The organism is Flavobacterium marginilacus (assembly GCF_026870155.1).
Classification (GTDB): Bacteria; Bacteroidota; Bacteroidia; order Flavobacteriales; family Flavobacteriaceae; genus Flavobacterium; species Flavobacterium marginilacus.
Map to the genome: position 1 here is coordinate 3,813,096 of NZ_CP113975.1, position 18,070 is coordinate 3,831,165.

Sequence of the window (18,070 nt, forward strand, 5' to 3'; positions counted from 1 at the left end):
TCTAAATCGAGAGATGTCGCTTCGATCAGGGCTAAAAGGCAGTATTTGGTATTTTTGTAAATAAATAACTACAAACTAAAGTCTACAATCTTGGCTTAGCAGACTGAATCTGCAAGGCTGAATTACAAAAAATTATGAAATTGCCACAAATTAAGAGCTTTTAAAATCATTTTAATTTGTGAATCTGTGGCAAATGATTTTTTTTAGAAGCTAAAACCGAATGCACTAAGTGAATAGTTTTGATCAGGAAAGATAAAACTTGCATTATATAAAATAAACATTAAAACTTCTTAGTACCAGCCAGCATTTCACTTCAAACTGAACTGTAAAAAAAAACACAAAATCTACTTTTTTTGTGTAATAAATCACATTCCGCATTACTTACAAACTATTATCAGAATAACCAATATACTTTTACTATAAAAAAACGTATTCTTAATTATTATATTGAAAAAAAACTAGTTAATAAATTGTATATATAAAAATAAAACCTATTTTTGTGTAATCGATTACATCGATAATCACATTAAAATCAAGCCCTCAAAATTTAACAAAAAAAATATGAATAATCAGAACCCAGGTAAATTTAGATGGACCATTTGTGCAATGCTTTTTTTTGCAACAACCATTAATTACCTTGACAGACAAGTACTTTCTTTAACATGGAGCGATTTTATTTCACCCGAATTTCACTGGACAAACAATGACTACGGAAACATAACTGCTTTATTTTCTATATTTTATGCTGTTTCATTATTATTTGCAGGCAAATTTGTTGATTGGATGGATACAAAAAAAGGATTCCTCTGGGCAATTGGAATCTGGTCACTAGGTGCCTGTTTACACGCCTTCTGCGGGATTGCAACATCAGGAATTATAACTGGAAACTGGTTTGTAGGCTTTGAAGGAGCAAAAGAAGCCATAAGCAAAGTAAACGATACTGCAATGATTATCTCTGTGAGTGTTTCTCTGTTTATTTTTGCCCGATTTATATTAGCCATAGGTGAAGCCGGAAACTTTCCTGCTGCTATTAAAACCACAGCCGAATACTTCCCTAAAAAAGACAGAGCATTTGCAACAAGTATATTCAATGCCGGAGCAACTGTTGGTGCTTTGGCCGCACCGATAACAATTCCTTTTATCGCTAAATCCTTTGGCTGGGAAATGTCATTTATCATAATTGGAGCTTTAGGTTTTATATGGATGGGTTTTTGGATTTTCATCTATGCAAAACCTGAAAAACATCCAAAAGTTAATGCCGCTGAATTAGCCTATATTCAGCAGGATGTCACGGCAGATAGCAAAATTGAGGGATATGTGCCAGAAACTGATACTAAAGTTTCTCTTGCAGACTGCTTTAAATACAAACAAACATGGGCATTTGCTTTTGGAAAATTTATGACTGATGGTGTCTGGTGGTTCTTTTTATTCTGGACTCCTGCTTATTTAAGCTCAGTTTACGAAATGGATTCTACAGAAGCTGCTTTCCCATTATTTGTTTTATACATGATCACTTTACTTTCAATAATCGGCGGATGGCTTCCAACTTACTTTGTTGAGAAAAAAGGAATGAATCCTTATGAAGGTCGTATGAAATCCATGCTGATTTTTGCATTTTTTCCTTTGCTGGCATTAGTAGCACAGCCATTAGGATACATTTCATATTGGCTGCCTGTAATAATAATTGGTATTGCAGGTGCTGCACACCAGGCCTGGTCTGCAAATATATTTACAACTGTTGGAGATATGTTCCCTAAAAAAGCAATTGCAACCATCACTGGAATTGGCGGATTAGCAGGAGGAATTGGGTCAACAATAATCAATAAAGGTTCTGGAGTATTATTTGACTATGCCAAAGAAAGCGAAATGGTTTTCATGGGATTCAAAGGAATTGAAGCTGGATATTTCATCATATTCTCCATTTGTGCTGTCTGTTATTTAATAGGCTGGACAGTAATGAAATCATTAGTGCCAAAATACAGTCCGATAACAGATCTTTAAGAATAAAAAACTAAATATTAACTAACCTAACCAAATTTGTAATTATGAATGAAGCCAATGCGGCGATTGGAAAATATCGCTGGACAATATGCAGCTTAGTCTTTTTTGCTACGACAGTGAATTATTTAGACAGGAATGTAATAAGTTATTTAAGGCCTTTTTTAGCAGAAGCTTTTCATTGGTCGCCTGAACAGGAAGTAATAGACTATGCAAATATTGAAATAGCTTTTAAAATTGCCTACGCTTTTGGAATGCTGATGGCGGGAGGATTCATTGATAAATTAGGAACAAAATTAGGTTATGCGATAGCAACAGGTTTATGGAGTTTAGCCGCCATCGCTCATGCTTTTGCAACAGGAACCGGAGGTTTTATAATTGCACGTATCTTTTTAGGAGTTACTGAAGCCGGGAACTTCCCCGCAGCAATAAAAGCTACTGCCGAATGGTTTCCTCAGAAAGAGCGGGCATTAGCTACCGGTATTTTTAACTCCGGAAGCAACATTGGAGCAATAATCGTTCCTTTAACAGTTCCGTTTATTGCTGAAAATTACGGCTGGCAATGGGCATTTATTGCAACAGGAATTATTGGCTTTATATGGCTGCTTTTATGGTTCATCTATTATGAAGTGCCTCAAAAACAAAAACGTCTGTCTCAGGCCGAACTTGAATATATTACTTCAGACAAAACGGAAGTGAATGAAGAAGAAAAGGCTGAAAAAGTATCTTGGTTAAAACTGCTTTCTTTCCGTCAGACTTGGGCATTTGCAATTGGTAAATTATTAACCGATCCTATCTGGTGGTTTTATTTATTCTGGTTACCGGATTTCTTAATGAAACAATACAAACTTACGACTACTGAAATTATCTGGCCTTGTGCATTAGTTTATGTCATTGGAAGCATAGGAAGTATTGGCGGAGGATGGCTTCCTTTAATGCTGATAAACAAAAACTGGCCAGCATATAAAGCCCGTAAAACAAGTATGCTCATTTATGCAATTGCAGTTTTACCTGTTTTATTTTCACAGTATTTAGGCTCAATTAATATGTGGTGTGCAATTTTGGTTATTGGTCTTGCTGTCTCTGCGCATCAGGCATGGAGTGCAAATATATTCACAACTGTATCAGATATGTTTCCCAAAAACGCAACTGCTTCTGTAACAGGACTCGGAGGAATGTTCGGTGCACTTGGAGGAATTCTATTAACTTTAGTAGTACAGAAAAACATGTTTGTTTATTATACAAAAATCGGCAAGATTGAAACGGGTTACTTCATCATGTTCTGCATTTGCGGAGCAGCTTATTTATTAGCCTGGCTTATCATGCATATTTTAGTTCCAAGAATGAAAAAAGTAGAGCTATAAAATTCAAGTAAAAATAAATTTTGATTTGAATTATGTTTTGTTAATATAAAAAACTAATTTTGTGCAATCGATTACATTAAATTTTATACCATGACTAAATACAGTTCCAGATACGCTTCCAGCCCCGAAGCAGTAAAACATTATGACACTAAACAATTGAGAGATGAATTCTTAATTGATGATTTAATGCAGGAAAACGAGATTACATTGACCTATTCTCATTATGACCGATATATTGCGGGAGGAGCTGTTCCTGTTAACGATTTAACATTGGAAACAATAGATCCATTAAAAGCAGGCTATTTCCTGGAACGCAGAGAACTGGGAATTATAAATGTTGGAGGAAATGGTTCTGTAGTAGTTGAAGGAACAGTATATGAATTAGGTTTTAAAGATGCTTTATATATTGGAAGTGGAAACAAAGAAGTAATTTTTAAAAGTGCAGATTCAAAAAATCCTGCTAAATTTTATATCAACTCTGCTCCTGCTCATACAAACTATCCAACTAAAAAAGTAAGTTTAGCTGAAGCTAAAAAACTGGAATTAGGAACTATGGAAACAGCAAATCACCGTACCGTAAATCAGATGATTATTGGCGGTGTTGTTACTACCTGCCAATTGCAGATGGGAATGACCGAATTAAGACCGGGAAGTGTTTGGAACACTATGCCTGCTCACGTTCATGACCGCAGAATGGAAGTTTATTTCTATTTGGATATTCCAGAAAATCAAGCCGTTTGTCACTTTATGGGACAGCCTCAGGAAACAAGACATATCTGGATGAACAATCACCAGGCTGTTATTTCACCGCCATGGTCAATCCATTCAGGTTCAGGAACAAGCAACTATACTTTTATTTGGGGAATGGCTGGAGAAAACCTTGATTATGGAGATATGGATGTTTGTAAAATAACAGATTTAAGATAATTAATAACAATTAAATAAAAATTATGTCAATCAACCTTTTTGATTTAACTGGAAAAACAGCATTAGTAACTGGTGCAGTTCACGGACTTGGAATGGCAATGGCAAAAGGACTTGGTCATGCTGGAGCAAAAATTGTAATAAACGATCGTTCTTCACGAGAAACAGTAGACAATGCTGTTGCTGAATACAAATCAGTAGGAATTGATGCTTACGGATATATATTTGATGTAACTGATGAAGCTGCTGTAATTGAAAATATTAAAAAAATCGAGGCTGAAGTCGGCCCGATCGATATCCTGATCAATAACGCTGGAATCATTAAAAGAACTCCTATCGTTGATATGGAAGTTACTGATTTTGCTGAAGTAATCAATGTAGATTTAATCAGCCCTTTTATCATGTCTAAAGCAGTTGCTAAAGGTATGATTGCTCGCGGAACCGGAGGAAAAATCATCAACATCTGTTCTATGATGAGCGAACTGGGAAGAGATACAGTAAGTGCTTACGCTTCTGCAAAAGGAGGTTTAAAAATGCTTACTAAAAGCATGGCTACAGAATGGGCAAAATTCAATATCCAGACAAATGGAATCGGTCCTGGATACTTTGCTACAACCCAAACTGCTCCAATTAGAGTAGATGGGCACCCATTTAATGAATTTATCATCAGCAGAACTCCAGCAAACCGTTGGGGAGATCCAGAAGATTTACAAGGTGCAGCCGTATTCTTGTCTTCAAAAGCAAGTGATTTCGTTAACGGACACATCCTTTATGTAGATGGCGGAATTCTAGCTACTATTGGAAAACCATCAAACGAATAATAATCTTTTAAGACGTTTATAATGAGCACAAGTTTCATACACGATAATTTTTTATTAGAAAATAAATTTGCTGAAGAATTGTATCACAATTATTCAAAAAATCAGCCTATAATTGATTATCACAATCACTTAAATCCGCAGTTTATTGCCGAAGATAAAATTTTTGACAATATCACCAATGTTTGGATAAATGGAGATCACTACAAGTGGCGTGCCATGCGTACTTTAGGAATCAATGAGCAGTTTATTACTGGAAATGGTTCGGATAAAGACAAATTCCTAAACTGGGGAAAAACTGTACCTTATACAATGCGTAATCCTTTGTATCATTGGACGCACTTAGAATTGGCCCGTTATTTTGATATTACTGAGTTATTAAACGAAAAATCTGCAGAATCAATTTACGAACAAGCTTCTGCAAAAATAAATTCTCCAGAATACAGCACAAGAAACTTACTTAAAAAAGTAAATGCCGAATTTGTATGTACTACTGAAGATCCTATTGACAACTTAGAATACCATCAGCAATTAGCTAAAAGTGATTTCACTACAAAAGTAAGCACAGCTTTTAGACCTGATAAGGCAATCCTTATTTCAAATGACGGTTACAATGATTACATTGACACATTGGGTCAAGTGGCCGGCGTGACTATCAATACCTATTCCGATTTATGTTCGGCTTTAAGAAATAGAATTGAGTATTTTGACAAAAACGGATGTAAATTATGTGATCATGGTTTGGATCAGGTTTACTTTGAAAACTACACTGAAACCGAAATAAATGCTATCTTCAAAAAGAAAAGAGAAAATACAGCACTAAGCAGCGAAGAAGCATTGAAATTTCAAAGCGCAGTATTGTTCTTCCTCTTTGAAACCTACCACGAATTTGGATGGGTACAGCAGCTTCACTTAGGAGCATTGAGAAACAACAATGCCCGTATGCACCGTATCCTTGGACCTGACACAGGATGGGATTCTATTGGAGATTATCCGCAGGCTCAAAAACTGTCTGGTTTCTTAAACGCTTTGGACAGCAAAGATAAATTAGCAAAAACAATTATTTATAATCTGAATCCTGCAGACAATGAAGTTATGGCTACCATGATTGGTAACTTTAATGACGGAAGCGTTAGAGGAAAAGTTCAATTTGGTTCAGGCTGGTGGTTTTTAGACCAAAAAGACGGAATGACCAAACAGCTGAATGCACTTTCAAACATGGGGCTTATCAGCTGCTTTATTGGAATGCTGACAGATTCAAGAAGCTTTTTATCTTTTCCAAGACATGAATATTTCAGACGTATTCTTTGTAATCTTTTAGGTGATGAAATTAAAAGAGGGGAACTTCCTAATGATATGGAATGGATAGGTAAAATGGTTTCAGATATCAGTTATAATAATGCTAAAGAATATTTCAAATTCTAATTTATTTTTGAACCATTAAGACATTAAGGCTCATTAAGTTTTAAAAAAAAAGCAAGCATAATAGGCTGATTTATTTTAAGAAAACAAGAATCATTATAATCTTTTAATCTGTGGCTAAATAAAAAATAAACCATTAAGACATTTAAGGTTCATTAGGCTTAAATCTTTATTTCCTTAATCTCTTAATGTAAAAGAAAATTTTTATTGGTAAAAAAAATAAAACAATATGAGTAAAGTAGTTTCATTCGGAGAAATAATGTTACGCCTTTCACCAGAAGGGAATTTACGTTTTGGCCAAGCCACATCATTTGGAGCAACTTATGGCGGAGGCGAATTTAACGTTGCTGTTTCTTTAGTAAATTATGGTGTAAACGCTGAGTTTGTAACAAGATTACCAGAAAATGAAATTGGTACCTGTGCCTTAAGAGAAATGAGAAAAATGAACGTAGAATCCAAAAACATTGTTTTTGGAGGAGAACGTTTAGGAATTTATTTTCTTGAAACAGGAGCCGGAACACGAGGAAGTAATGTAGTGTATGACCGAGCACACAGTTCTATGGCAACTATTGAAAAAGGAACTATAGACTGGGAAAATGTACTAAAAGATGCTGCCTGGTTTCACTGGAGCGGTATTACAGCAGCTATCTCTCAAAGTGCAGCCGAAGCTTGCTTGGAAGCTGTTAAAACAGCACATAAATTAGGTTTAACTATATCATGCGACTTAAATTACAGATCCAAGTTATGGCAGTATGGAAAAACTCCAAGTGAGGTAATGCCTGAGTTACTGCAATACTGTAATGTAATTTTAGGAGATATTGATACTGCTTATTTTATGTTAGGAAAAGCTAAAGTAAATCCAGATTATCAAGACGAAAAATCACTTCCTGTTTTATATACAGCCTTATTTGATTTACTTCCTAATCTGAAAACTGTGGCCACAACATTGCGCTATTCAGTAAGTGCTTCTCATCAAAGAATCGGCGGTATATTATTTGACGGAAAAGCAATCTACCAAGGAGCTGTAAAAGAAGTCACACCAGTTATTGACCGTGTCGGAAGCGGTGATGCCTTCATGGGAGGATTAATTTACGGTTTATTGGAATATCCAAATAACAGCCAAAAAGCATTAAACTTTGCAGTTGCAGCCTGCTGCTTAAAACATACCATTGCAGGAGATTATAATCTGGCAAGCTTAAAAGAAGTAGAAAATATGGCAGAAGGTGATTCTGCTGGTTTAGTATCTAGATAAAGTAAAAATAAAAAAGTTCCTAAGTCACTGATTTGCTAAGATTTAGCTCCGTTAAAAAAACTCAGAAACTTAGAAACTCAGAAACTAAAAAAAACAAAAATGGCACAATATACAAGAATTGAAGTTGCAGCAGTAATGAAGGAAACAGGATTAGTTCCATTGTTTTTTCATACAGATGTAACATTAGCAAAAAAAGTACTTAAAGCATGTTATGACGGTGGCGCCCGCTTGATGGAATTTACCAGCAGAGGAGATTTTGCTTTCGAAATTTTTGGAGAACTTAACAAATATGCTATCGCGGAATTACCAGGAATGATTCTGGGAGTAGGATCAATTACTGATGCAGCAGCTGCGTCTCTTTATATGCAGCTAGGAGCAAATTTTATCGTTACTCCGGTTTTTAGAGAAGATATCGCTATTGCCTGCAACCGCAGAAAAGTATTATGGTCACCAGGCTGTGCATCACTTACTGAAATTGCAAGAGCAGAAGAATTGGGCTGCGAAATTGTAAAATTATTCCCTGGTGAAATCTACGGACCTCAATTCATAAAAGGTATAAAAGGACCTTGCCCTTGGACAAGTATCATGCCTACGGGAGGTGTTACAACCGCAAAAGACAATCTGACAAGCTGGTTTGATGCAGGTGCGGTATGTGTAGGTATGGGATCTCAGCTAATTACTAACGAAATATTGAAAAACCAAGATTTAGGTCTATTGGAAACTCAAGTTAGAAACACATTAGCAACAATAAAAGAAATCAGAAAAAAATAAGCGTTAACAAGACTATTATAATCACATACAGCAATCTGCTGTTCAATGCATTGAATAATGCAATCTATTGATTTCAACAGCTTTCAAAAATATTAAAATTAAGATAATAGTTAAATAAGCGATTGAATACTAGAGGGAAGAATTTAATCCCCAATCCTCATTAAAGGATTAAAAACTGATAGTCTAGGACGTTAGTCGCTTATTATTATAAAATAAAATTGGGCTTAAAAAAGCCGGTAAACAAACAGTAAAGGAAAAAATGAAAAATTTAAATAGAAAAAATTTAGGATTAGAAAAATTACAGCCTATTAAAGTAATTCAATTTGGAGAGGGGAATTTCCTAAGAGCATTCGTTGATTACGCTTTTCAAAGACTTAATAAAGAAGCTGATTTAAATGCTGGAATTGCGATAGTTCAGCCATTGAAAAATGGTATGATTGACATGATCAACGAACAGGATGGTCTTTACACTCTGTTTATGAACGGAATCAAAAAAGGCGAAAAGATTCAGGACATCGAGTTAATTTCAAATATTGTAAAATCTATAAATCCATATACTGATTTTGCAGATTATTTAGCTTTAGCAAGAGAAGAAGAACTTCAATTTATTGTTTCAAATACTACAGAGGCTGGAATTGAATTCATTGAAAGTGACACTCCAGACATGCAGCCGCCAGCAGCATTTCCAGCAAAATTGACTGTTTTGTTATATGAAAGATTCAAACATTTCAATGGAGATGCTTCTAAAGGACTGACTATTATCCCTTGTGAATTGATTGATTATAACTCTGAGACTTTAAAAAAATATATCCTGCAATATTGTGATTTATGGAAATTAGAAGATGCATTCAAAACTTGGGCATCAGATGCGTGTACGTACCACAGTACTTTGGTTGACAGAATTGTTCCTGGATATCCAAGAGCTGAGATTGAAGAATACAACAGCAAATTAGATTATCAAGACAATTTAATTGTTGCTGCAGAACCATTTTTCCTTTGGGCTATTGAAGGCGGTGAGGATTTAAAACAAAAATTACCTTTCCACAAAACGGATTTGAATGTGAAGATTGTTGACGATATACGTCCTTACAAAATGATTAAAGTCCGTATTCTGAATGGAGCACATACAGCAATGGTTCCAATTTCACTTCTATACGGAAACAAATTGGTAATGGAAACCGTTAACGGAGATTTTACTGGAGCATTTGTAAACGGCGTTATCAATGAAATCAGCGGTACACTTGATATGGACAAAAATGAAATCCTTGCTTACACTGAAGAAGTAATGGATCGATTCAAAAATCCATTTATCAAACATGCACTTGCTGATATTGCTTTAAATTCTATATCAAAATTCAAAGTAAGAGTTTTACCAAGTTTGTTAGGACATTATAATGCTAATAAAACAATTCCTGCTAATTTAACTTTCTCATTAGCTTGTTTAATCCAATTCTACAAAGGAACTTGGAATAATGAAGCACTGCCTGTAAAAGATACACCTGAATTGGTTGAAGCATTTAAAAATGCCTGGCAGTTAGGAGCTGCAGATTTGGTTGTAAATACAGTCTTAGCGAACAAAGAGTTTTGGGGTGAAGATTTAACAAAAATTAACGGTTTATCAGAAGCTATAGTGGTAGCTTTGAATGAAATAGAGACCAACGGAATTGAAAAAGGATTCAACAATTTCAGTTCTCAATTCTAATTTAGAATTTTCAAAAAAAACAAGATCATGCAAAAGAAATTAATAAAAGTAAATCCATCTGATAATGTTGCTGTAGCATTAGTTAATCTAACTGCTGGAGAAGTTATCAATTTTGAAGGTGAAGACATTACCATCGAAACAGATGTGAAAATGAAGCATAAAATTGCTATGTATCCTTTTGAAACGGGCGAACGCATTATTATGTATGGTGTTTTGGTAGGAAAAGCAAGTGCTCCTATTGCAAAAGGAGGATTACTTTCTACAGAAAATGTAAAACACGAAAGTGCAAAAGTTACAGCTAAAACAGAGTCTATCGGATGGGAAATCCCAAATGTTGACAAATGGAAAGACAGAACTTTCATGGGCTACCAAAGAGAAGACGGACAAGTAGGAACTGAGAATGTCTGGTTATTTTTCCCATTGGTATTTTGTGAAAACAGAAATATCGAAATCTTAAAAGGTATTTTCGAAAAAGAATTGAAAAAACCAAAAGAAAATGACTACCAATTGCTGCTTCGTTCTTTGGTAAATTCTGAAAAAGGAGCTGATGATGCTGTAGCAAAATCAACTGAAGTAGATTTATTTGAAAATATTGAAGTAAAATTTATTCAGCATCAAGGCGGCTGTGGCGGAATTCGTCAGGATTCACACTCATTGGCTAAATTGTTGGCTGGTTATGTTAACAATCCAAACGTTGCTGGCGCTACAGTATTGAGTTTAGGCTGTCAAAATCTTCAAATCTCTATTTTCGAAGATGCGATGAAAGCAATAAATCCAAACTACAGCAAGCCAGTTTTGATCTACGACCAACAGCAGATTGGAACAATTGAAGAAATGCTTAGTACAGTAGTGAAAGACTCTTTCGCTGCTATCAAAGAAGCTAATAAAATTAAGAGAACCCCTGCTCCATTATCAAAATTAAGAATTGGATTGGAATGCGGCGGGTCTGACGGTTTCTCTGGAATTTCTGCAAATCCGACATTAGGTGTTCTATCTGATAAATTGGTTGCTTTAGGAGGAACGACAATTCTTTCTGAATTCCCAGAATTATGCGGTGTAGAGCAGGAATTAGTAAACCGTTGTATTGACGATAAAGACGGAAAACGTTTCTTAGAATTAATGCAGTGGTATGAAAAAACAGTTGTAGATGCAGGTTCAGGATTTGACATGAATCCATCTCCAGGTAACATCAAAGACGGATTGATTACAGACGCAATGAAATCTGCCGGAGCTGCCAAAAAAGGAGGAACTTCTCCAATTGTAGGTGTTTACGATTATGGAGAATACATCAATGAACCTGGTTTTACTTTGTTATGTACTCCTGGAAATGATGTAGAATGTACAACAGCAATGGTAGGTTCCGGAGCAAATATGGTATTATTTACAACAGGTTTAGGTACGCCGACAGGAAACCCAATTGCACCGGTTGTAAAAGTATCTTCAAACACTCAATTGGCTCAAAAAATGTCTGATATTATCGATTTTAACACTGGGGGCATTATCACAGGTGAAAAATCAATAGAAGAAACTGCCGATGAAATGCTTGAATTCATTATAGATGTTGCCAGCGGTACCACAAAAACCAAAGCAGCGATTTTAAATCAAAACGATTTTATTCCTTGGAAAAGAGGGGTATCATTATAATATCAAAGAGAGTTTTTAGATTATTTTGTTCAAAAAAAGCTGTTAGGATTCATTTTCTAACAGCTTTTTGATTTCCCCTAAAGCATTACTTTGGACACTATAAAGTATTTTTTTAGCAATTATTTTGTTCTTGTAGATGATTTACGGATATGCAGTGTAGGATTAAGCACCACTTTCTTTTCGATTTTTACGTTCTCTGTGTTATTAATCTGTTCTAAAAAAACTTTGGCAGCCATTTTTCCCATTTCTAACGGTGATTGATCAACCGAAGAAATAGACAGCTCCATAAAACGGGTAAAAGGTTCATTTCCGAAGCCAAACACGCAAAAATCCTCAGGGATTCTTATCCCTCTTTCTTTCAGTTCCTGAATGGCTCCTAAAGCTGCAAAATCACTCGAAGAGAAAATTCCATCAGGCGGCGGGGTTAAACTCAATAACTTTGCGACAGCTTGTCTTCCAGCGTCAACATTACTCCTGGTTTGAAAAACATACTCTTCGCTGCATTCTAAACCGCTGTCCAATAAAGCCTTTTTATATCCTTTATTTCTATTCTCAAATATTTCCAGTGACTGATCACCAGTTAAATGAGCAATACGTTTACATCCCTGCTCAATAAGATTCTTAGTAGCCAGATAACCGCCCTCAAAGTCATTAATTGTTACAGAACTTACCCCCTGCATATCTTTCTTTCTGTCAAAAAAGATTAAAGGCACATTTTTAGCAACTACAGTTTCTATTACATGATCATTTTCTGCCGATACATTAGATATAGACATTATAATTCCGTCAACCTGAGCATTCAATAAAGTAGTAATTTTTTCACTTTGTCTCGATTCTTCTTCATTAGTCTGACAAATGATAACATGATACCCCTCTGGATGTAACTCTTCTTCAATTCCTCGAATTACAGAAGCAAAAAAGTTACTATCAATACGAGGTACAATAACACCCACATTATTGCTTTTGCCAGAGCGAAGAGACTGTGCTAATCTATTCTGCTTGTAATTCATCTTAGCAGCAGTTTCCAGCACCAATTTCCTGGTTACTTCGCTGATTTTCGGATTGTTGTTTAAAGCCCTTGAAACAGTGGCTGCTGTTATGTCAAGTGCTTTTGCAATGTCATAAATTGTTGTTTTTTGATCCATTCTGGCATTTAATATATACAATAATATCGGTAAAAATAAATAAAAAATTCAATAAAAAGCGATTAATGTTATCGATTGCATAAAAATTAATTTATTCCACATTTTTTGATTTCAAAGGCACCCTGAAACCTTAAAAAAATCACAAAAGCAAATCATAAAGTATCAATATCGCAAAAATATTTTGTTTTAATTTTATTTATACTTTTTTTTCTGACTTTTTTTTGTTTATCTAAAAATTATATGTAGGTTTGTGTAATCGATTACATAATTACAGTTACACATTCAAAACTTAACATAATGAAATTATTCAAAACGTATACAATTTTGAAAAATATAACCAGTAAAACAACTGTCATTTCTTTTGCTTGTGTCTTATTAGGGGTATTTTCACTTCATTCACAAGAGAAAAACCAATCGAAAGAGCAGTGGAAAAAAATGCTTTCGATCGTTAAGTCAGTTAAATACCCTAGCTTCCCAAATAAAACGTACAGTATCCTTCAGTATGGCGCACAGGCCAATACTGACTTTGATAACACTGAAGCAATAACGAAAACCATTAAGGAATGCAGTAAAAACGGAGGCGGTACAGTATTGGTCCCAAAAGGAAAATACCATTCCCGAGCTATTCATTTAGAAAGTAATGTAAATTTTCATCTGGACAAAGATGCCGAAATTCTTTTCAGTACAAATCCAAAAGACTACTATCCATTAGTGCAGACTTCTTTTGAAGGAACTGAACTTATGAACTACTCCCCTTTAGTATATGCATTTCAAAAAAAGAATGTCGCAATAACAGGAGAAGGAATCTTAAATGGGCAGGCAGGCAGCGATAACTGGTGGCCTTGGTGCAGCAGTGAATTATATGGATGGAAAAAAGGAACTCCTTCTCAGGCCGATCCTCTCAATCGATTGCGCTTAGTCGAAATGGCAGAAAACAACATCCCAGTTTCCGAACGGCAATTTGGAGAAGGACATTATTTGAGACCCAATTTTGTAGAATTTTTTGAATGCAAAAATGTCCTTATACAAAATATCACTATTATAAATGCTCCTTTTTGGGTTATTCACCCTATCAAATCAGAGAATTTAATCGTGGATGGTGTCAATATCAATAGTCATGGACCAAATAATGACGGCTGTGACCCTGAGTATTCTAAAAATGTAATTATCAAAAACTGCACATTCAATACCGGAGACGACTGCATAGCAATAAAATCAGGGCGCGATGGAGACGGAAGAAGAGTTGCCATGAAAAGTGAAAATATAATTGTACAAAACTGCAATATGTTTGACGGCCATGGAGGAGTTACAATCGGAAGCGAAATTTCCGGCGGTGTGAGTAATGTATTTGTAGAAGATTGTAAAATGGACAGCCCCAATTTAGATATTGCCATCCGTTTAAAAACCAATTCAAAAAGAGGCGGGTTAATAGAAAACTTTTATGTCAGAAACATACAAATAGGACAAGTTAAAGAAGCAGTTTTAAAAGCTGATATGTTTTATAATGTACACGGCAATCAGCTGGGAACATTTATCCCTAGAATAGAAAACATTTATTTAGAAAATGTAAAAGTAAAAAATGGAGGAAAGTACAGCATTTTAGCAAAAGGTTACAAAGAATCACCTATAAAAAACATAACCCTTGAAAATGTGACAATCGAAAATGTAAAAGAACCATACTTAATCGAAAACGTGAATAATCTCAAATTTATAAACACTTATATCAATGGAAAATTAATGAAACACTAAAAACCAAAAAAAATCAAACCAAAAAACCAATCAATTAATCATTAAAAAAAAATTTATGACCAATAACTGTTTAATAAAAAAAGGAACAAAAAGCTTTTTTGCTTTTACTCTTTTTCTGATGTTACTCATAGGCAATAAAACAATTGCGCAGAACGTAACACTGGAAGGTACTGTTAAAGATGCCGCCGGCTTAACAATGCCAGGCGTAAACATTTTAGAAAAAGGAACACAAAACAGCACTACAACAGATTTTGACGGTAAGTATACCATCAAACTTACAAAACAAGGAGCTGTTTTAAATTTTTCATTTGTAGGATTTAAGAGCAAAGAAGTTTCAGCTGCTGGAAAAACAAGGCTTGATGTTTCTTTATCTGAAGAATCAAACACACTAAACGAAGTCGTAGTCGTTGGATACGGAACAGTAAAAAAATCAGATTTAACGGGTGCTGTTTCAACACTTTCAGGTACTGAGCTAAGAAAAAATCCGGTAGCTAATATTGGAGAAGCTCTAACAGGCCGTATTGCAGGGGTTTCAGTAACATCCTCAGAAGGATCACCAGATTCTGAAATAAAAATCAGAATCCGTGGAGGAGGTTCTTTAAGTCAGGACGCATCACCATTAATAATTGTTGATGGGTTTCCTGTAAACAGTATAAACGATATTTCTCCTTCTGACATCGAGACTCAAACCGTCTTAAAAGATGCAGCATCGACAGCTATTTATGGTTCAAGAGGAGCGAATGGGGTTATTATTTATACTACTAAAAAAGGGAAAAGTGGTAAAATGGCTGTGAATTTCAATATGTTTTATGGTATGAAAGAAATGGCAAATTCCATTGATGTACTTTCACCAGAAGATTATGTAAAGTGGCAATATGAGTATGCTTTACTAAAAAAAGACGTTAGCAGTTATGAAAAATATTTCGGAGCTTGGCAGGATCATGATTTATACAATGGAATAAAAGGTGATAATTGGCAAAAACAAATTTTCGGACGTACTGGTGAAGTACAAAGCCGCGATTTAAGTATCCGAGGAGGATCTGATAAAATCAATTATAATTTTAATTATGCTCATTATGATGAAAAAGCAATTATGCTTGGTTCAGATTTTGACAGAAATAACATTTCCTTATCTTTAAACAGTAAGGCATCAGATAAAATAGACCTTTCGTTTACTATGCGTTATTCTGATACAGAAATTAATGGAGGTGGCGCTAATAATCAAAATGCAACATCAACTAACGATTCAGTTTTGCGTCATGCAATTGGATATTCTCCAATTCCATTACCAGGCTTAACCACAGACAATACAGACGAGGCTCTTACAGGATACCTTGTGGATCCGATTCTGCTTATAGCAGACACAGATCGTCAACAATTAAGAAAAAACTTCAATATGCTTGGCAGTTTTTCCTGGAAGTTAATTGACAATCTTGTTTTTAAATCAGAGTTTGGTTTAGACAACCGTAATAGCCAAGATTACCGTTTTTATGGACGATCAACCTTTTATGTGAAAAATGTCCCTTCAGCTTTAAATCAAGGAAGCCCGGCACTTGTTATTGCTGATCAAAAAACAGCTACTTTTAGAAATGCAAACACATTAAATTATGATTTTAAAAAATTATTAGGCGATGACCACCATTTTAATGTTCTTGCAGGACAAGAGATGATTAACACTACATTAAACACAGTGACATCTACAATCCATAAATTCCCTAATGATTTTGATTTTGACCGTGCAAAAAAACTTACTACACAAGGTATTGCGCAATCGATAGATAATTTTTACAGCCCAGATGATAAATTACTTTCATTTTTTGGACGTGCCAATTACGACTATAAAAATAAATATTTATTAACTGGTACTTTCAGAGCGGATGGTTCCAGTAAATTTACAACAGGTAACAAATGGGGTTATTTCCCAGCAGCAGCAATAGGATGGAAAATTTCTGAAGAAAGTTTCCTTAAAAATGTAAGCTGGATAAACTCGCTTAAAATCAGAGCAAGTTATGGAGAGGCTGGAAATAATAATATTCCAACCGGACAGACTATACAAAGTTTTCAATCAGGAAATAATACTTGGATAAATAATAGCTCAAGCCAATGGACACCTTCTAAAACTTTAGCTAATCCAGACTTAAAATGGGAAACTACAGTAACACAAAACTTAGGTTTGGATTTTGATTTTTTCAAAGGCCGTATCAACGGATCTGTAGAAACATACATAAATAAAACTAAAGATCTGTTATTATTATTCCCTGTCTCTGGAGTAGGTTATGATAACCAATTCCGTAATATGGGAGAAACTCAAAATTCAGGTTATGAAGCAACTTTGAATGTTGCGGCAATACAAAAAGAAAACTATGGTTTGAATTTTTCTTTAAACATTAGTGTCAATAAAAACAACATCAACACACTTGGAGTCATGAATAATTTTGGTTCTCCAAGTGGATGGGCCTCTACACAAATTGGTAACGATTATGCAGTAAATGTTGGATCTCCATTAGGTTTAATGTATGGATATCAAAGTGCTGGCCGTTATGAAGTTTCAGATTTTGATTATGCTCCAAGCACAGGAAAATACACTCTAAAAGCAGGAATTCCAAACGATTCAGATATCGTTGGTGAAGTACAACCAGGTTATATGAAATTAGTAGATCGTGATGGAGATAATAAAATAACAGCTGCTGACCAGACAATTATAGGGAATTCTAATCCAAAAAATACCGGAGGTTTCATAATTAATGCTTATGCTTATGGGTTTGATCTTTCGGCTGCCTTCAACTGGAGTTACGGGAATGATATTTATAACGCTAATAAAGTTGAATCTACTACTTCTAACCCTAATAGCCAATATAGAAACATGTCTTCTCAAATGGCTGATGGTCAAAGATGGACAAATTTAGATCCTGCAACAGGTACATTAGTTACTGATCCTGCAGCATTAACAGCATTAAATGCTAACACTACTATGTGGTCTCCATATATGAAAAGTTATGTTTTTAGTGACTGGGCAGTTGAAGATGCTTCTTTCTTAAGGCTAAACACATTAACATTGGGTTATACTGCTCCAGCTTTCTTTAATTCTAAAATGGGAATCAGTAAATTAAGATTTTACTGTACAGCCTCTAACGTTTTTGTTTGGACTAATTACACAGGTCCTGATCCGGAGTCTTCTACAAGAAGAGCTACTCCATATACACCTGGAGTTGATTATTCAGCCTATCCGCGCAGCAGACAATTTATTTTTGGTTTAAACCTTAATTTTTAATTAAAAAACT

General features: G+C 34.9%; 12 protein-coding genes. 11 read left to right on the forward strand and 1 reads right to left on the reverse strand.

Annotation, left to right across the window (positions count from 1 at the left end; genetic code table 11):
* Positions 1-561: 561 nt before the first annotated feature.
* From OZP07_RS15795 to OZP07_RS15835, 9 genes are all read left to right on the forward strand, one after another.
* Entirely contained in the window at positions 562-2,001 is a 1,440-nt protein-coding gene (locus OZP07_RS15795) for an MFS transporter (protein ID WP_281635858.1), read from the forward strand.
* A gap of 44 nt (positions 2,002-2,045) precedes the next feature.
* Positions 2,046-3,362: an MFS transporter gene (locus OZP07_RS15800; protein WP_281635859.1), complete on the forward strand. Its 1,317-nt coding sequence runs from the start codon at positions 2,046-2,048 to the stop codon at positions 3,360-3,362.
* 90 nt (positions 3,363-3,452) lie between these two features.
* Positions 3,453-4,289 carry a 5-dehydro-4-deoxy-D-glucuronate isomerase gene (gene kduI, locus OZP07_RS15805; RefSeq protein ID WP_194639309.1) on the forward strand — a complete coding sequence of 279 codons (837 nt, stop codon included), beginning with the start codon at positions 3,453-3,455 and terminating at the stop codon, positions 4,287-4,289.
* 23 nt (positions 4,290-4,312) lie between these two features.
* A complete protein-coding gene (locus tag OZP07_RS15810; protein WP_281635860.1) occupies positions 4,313-5,107 on the forward strand; it encodes a gluconate 5-dehydrogenase in 795 nt (264 codons plus the stop codon).
* A gap of 21 nt (positions 5,108-5,128) precedes the next feature.
* Positions 5,129-6,529: a glucuronate isomerase gene (uxaC, locus tag OZP07_RS15815; protein ID WP_281635861.1), complete on the forward strand. Its 1,401-nt coding sequence runs from the start codon at positions 5,129-5,131 to the stop codon at positions 6,527-6,529.
* A gap of 226 nt (positions 6,530-6,755) precedes the next feature.
* On the forward strand, positions 6,756-7,778 hold the full coding sequence (locus tag OZP07_RS15820) for a sugar kinase (protein ID WP_281635862.1): 1,023 nt from the start codon (positions 6,756-6,758) through the stop codon (positions 7,776-7,778).
* A 99-nt stretch (positions 7,779-7,877) separates the two neighbouring features.
* On the forward strand, positions 7,878-8,549 hold the full coding sequence (locus OZP07_RS15825) for a bifunctional 4-hydroxy-2-oxoglutarate aldolase/2-dehydro-3-deoxy-phosphogluconate aldolase (RefSeq protein ID WP_281635863.1): 672 nt from the start codon (positions 7,878-7,880) through the stop codon (positions 8,547-8,549).
* A 259-nt stretch (positions 8,550-8,808) separates the two neighbouring features.
* Positions 8,809-10,251 carry a tagaturonate reductase gene (locus tag OZP07_RS15830; RefSeq protein ID WP_281635864.1) on the forward strand — a complete coding sequence of 481 codons (1,443 nt, stop codon included), beginning with the start codon at positions 8,809-8,811 and terminating at the stop codon, positions 10,249-10,251.
* A gap of 27 nt (positions 10,252-10,278) precedes the next feature.
* Positions 10,279-11,895, forward strand: coding sequence for a UxaA family hydrolase (locus OZP07_RS15835; protein WP_281635865.1), 1,617 nt, complete (start codon positions 10,279-10,281; stop codon positions 11,893-11,895).
* Positions 11,896-12,014: 119 nt separating this feature from the next.
* Here OZP07_RS15835 and OZP07_RS15840 read toward each other — a convergent pair whose 3' ends face one another.
* Positions 12,015-13,040 carry a LacI family DNA-binding transcriptional regulator gene (locus tag OZP07_RS15840; protein ID WP_281635866.1) on the reverse strand — a complete coding sequence of 342 codons (1,026 nt, stop codon included), beginning with the start codon at positions 13,038-13,040 and terminating at the stop codon, positions 12,015-12,017.
* 297 nt (positions 13,041-13,337) lie between these two features.
* On the opposite strand from OZP07_RS15840, the gene OZP07_RS15845 reads away from it, so the two are divergent.
* Complete coding sequence (locus tag OZP07_RS15845) at positions 13,338-14,789, forward strand: glycoside hydrolase family 28 protein (RefSeq protein ID WP_281635867.1); 1,452 nt, start codon at positions 13,338-13,340, stop codon at positions 14,787-14,789.
* A 55-nt stretch (positions 14,790-14,844) separates the two neighbouring features.
* Entirely contained in the window at positions 14,845-18,060 is a 3,216-nt protein-coding gene (locus tag OZP07_RS15850; RefSeq protein WP_281635868.1) for a SusC/RagA family TonB-linked outer membrane protein, read from the forward strand.
* The last annotated feature ends 10 nt before the right edge of the window (positions 18,061-18,070 follow it).

Excerpts from the sequence above, each read along its gene's own strand:
- OZP07_RS15825 (WP_281635863.1), top strand. The coding sequence starts at position 7,878 with ATGGCACAATATACAAGAATTGAAGTTGCAGCAGTAATGAAGGAAACA.
- kduI (WP_194639309.1), top strand. The coding sequence starts at position 3,453 with ATGACTAAATACAGTTCCAGATACGCTTCCAGCCCCGAAGCAGTAAAA.
- OZP07_RS15810 (WP_281635860.1), top strand. The coding sequence starts at position 4,313 with ATGTCAATCAACCTTTTTGATTTAACTGGAAAAACAGCATTAGTAACT.
- uxaC (WP_281635861.1), top strand. The coding sequence starts at position 5,129 with ATGAGCACAAGTTTCATACACGATAATTTTTTATTAGAAAATAAATTT.
- OZP07_RS15850 (WP_281635868.1), top strand. The coding sequence starts at position 14,845 with ATGACCAATAACTGTTTAATAAAAAAAGGAACAAAAAGCTTTTTTGCT.
- OZP07_RS15840 (WP_281635866.1), bottom strand. The coding sequence starts at position 13,040 with ATGGATCAAAAAACAACAATTTATGACATTGCAAAAGCACTTGACATA.
- OZP07_RS15830 (WP_281635864.1), top strand. The coding sequence starts at position 8,809 with ATGAAAAATTTAAATAGAAAAAATTTAGGATTAGAAAAATTACAGCCT.
- OZP07_RS15845 (WP_281635867.1), top strand. The coding sequence starts at position 13,338 with ATGAAATTATTCAAAACGTATACAATTTTGAAAAATATAACCAGTAAA.
- OZP07_RS15795 (WP_281635858.1), top strand. The coding sequence starts at position 562 with ATGAATAATCAGAACCCAGGTAAATTTAGATGGACCATTTGTGCAATG.
- OZP07_RS15835 (WP_281635865.1), top strand. The coding sequence starts at position 10,279 with ATGCAAAAGAAATTAATAAAAGTAAATCCATCTGATAATGTTGCTGTA.
- OZP07_RS15800 (WP_281635859.1), top strand. The coding sequence starts at position 2,046 with ATGAATGAAGCCAATGCGGCGATTGGAAAATATCGCTGGACAATATGC.
- OZP07_RS15820 (WP_281635862.1), top strand. The coding sequence starts at position 6,756 with ATGAGTAAAGTAGTTTCATTCGGAGAAATAATGTTACGCCTTTCACCA.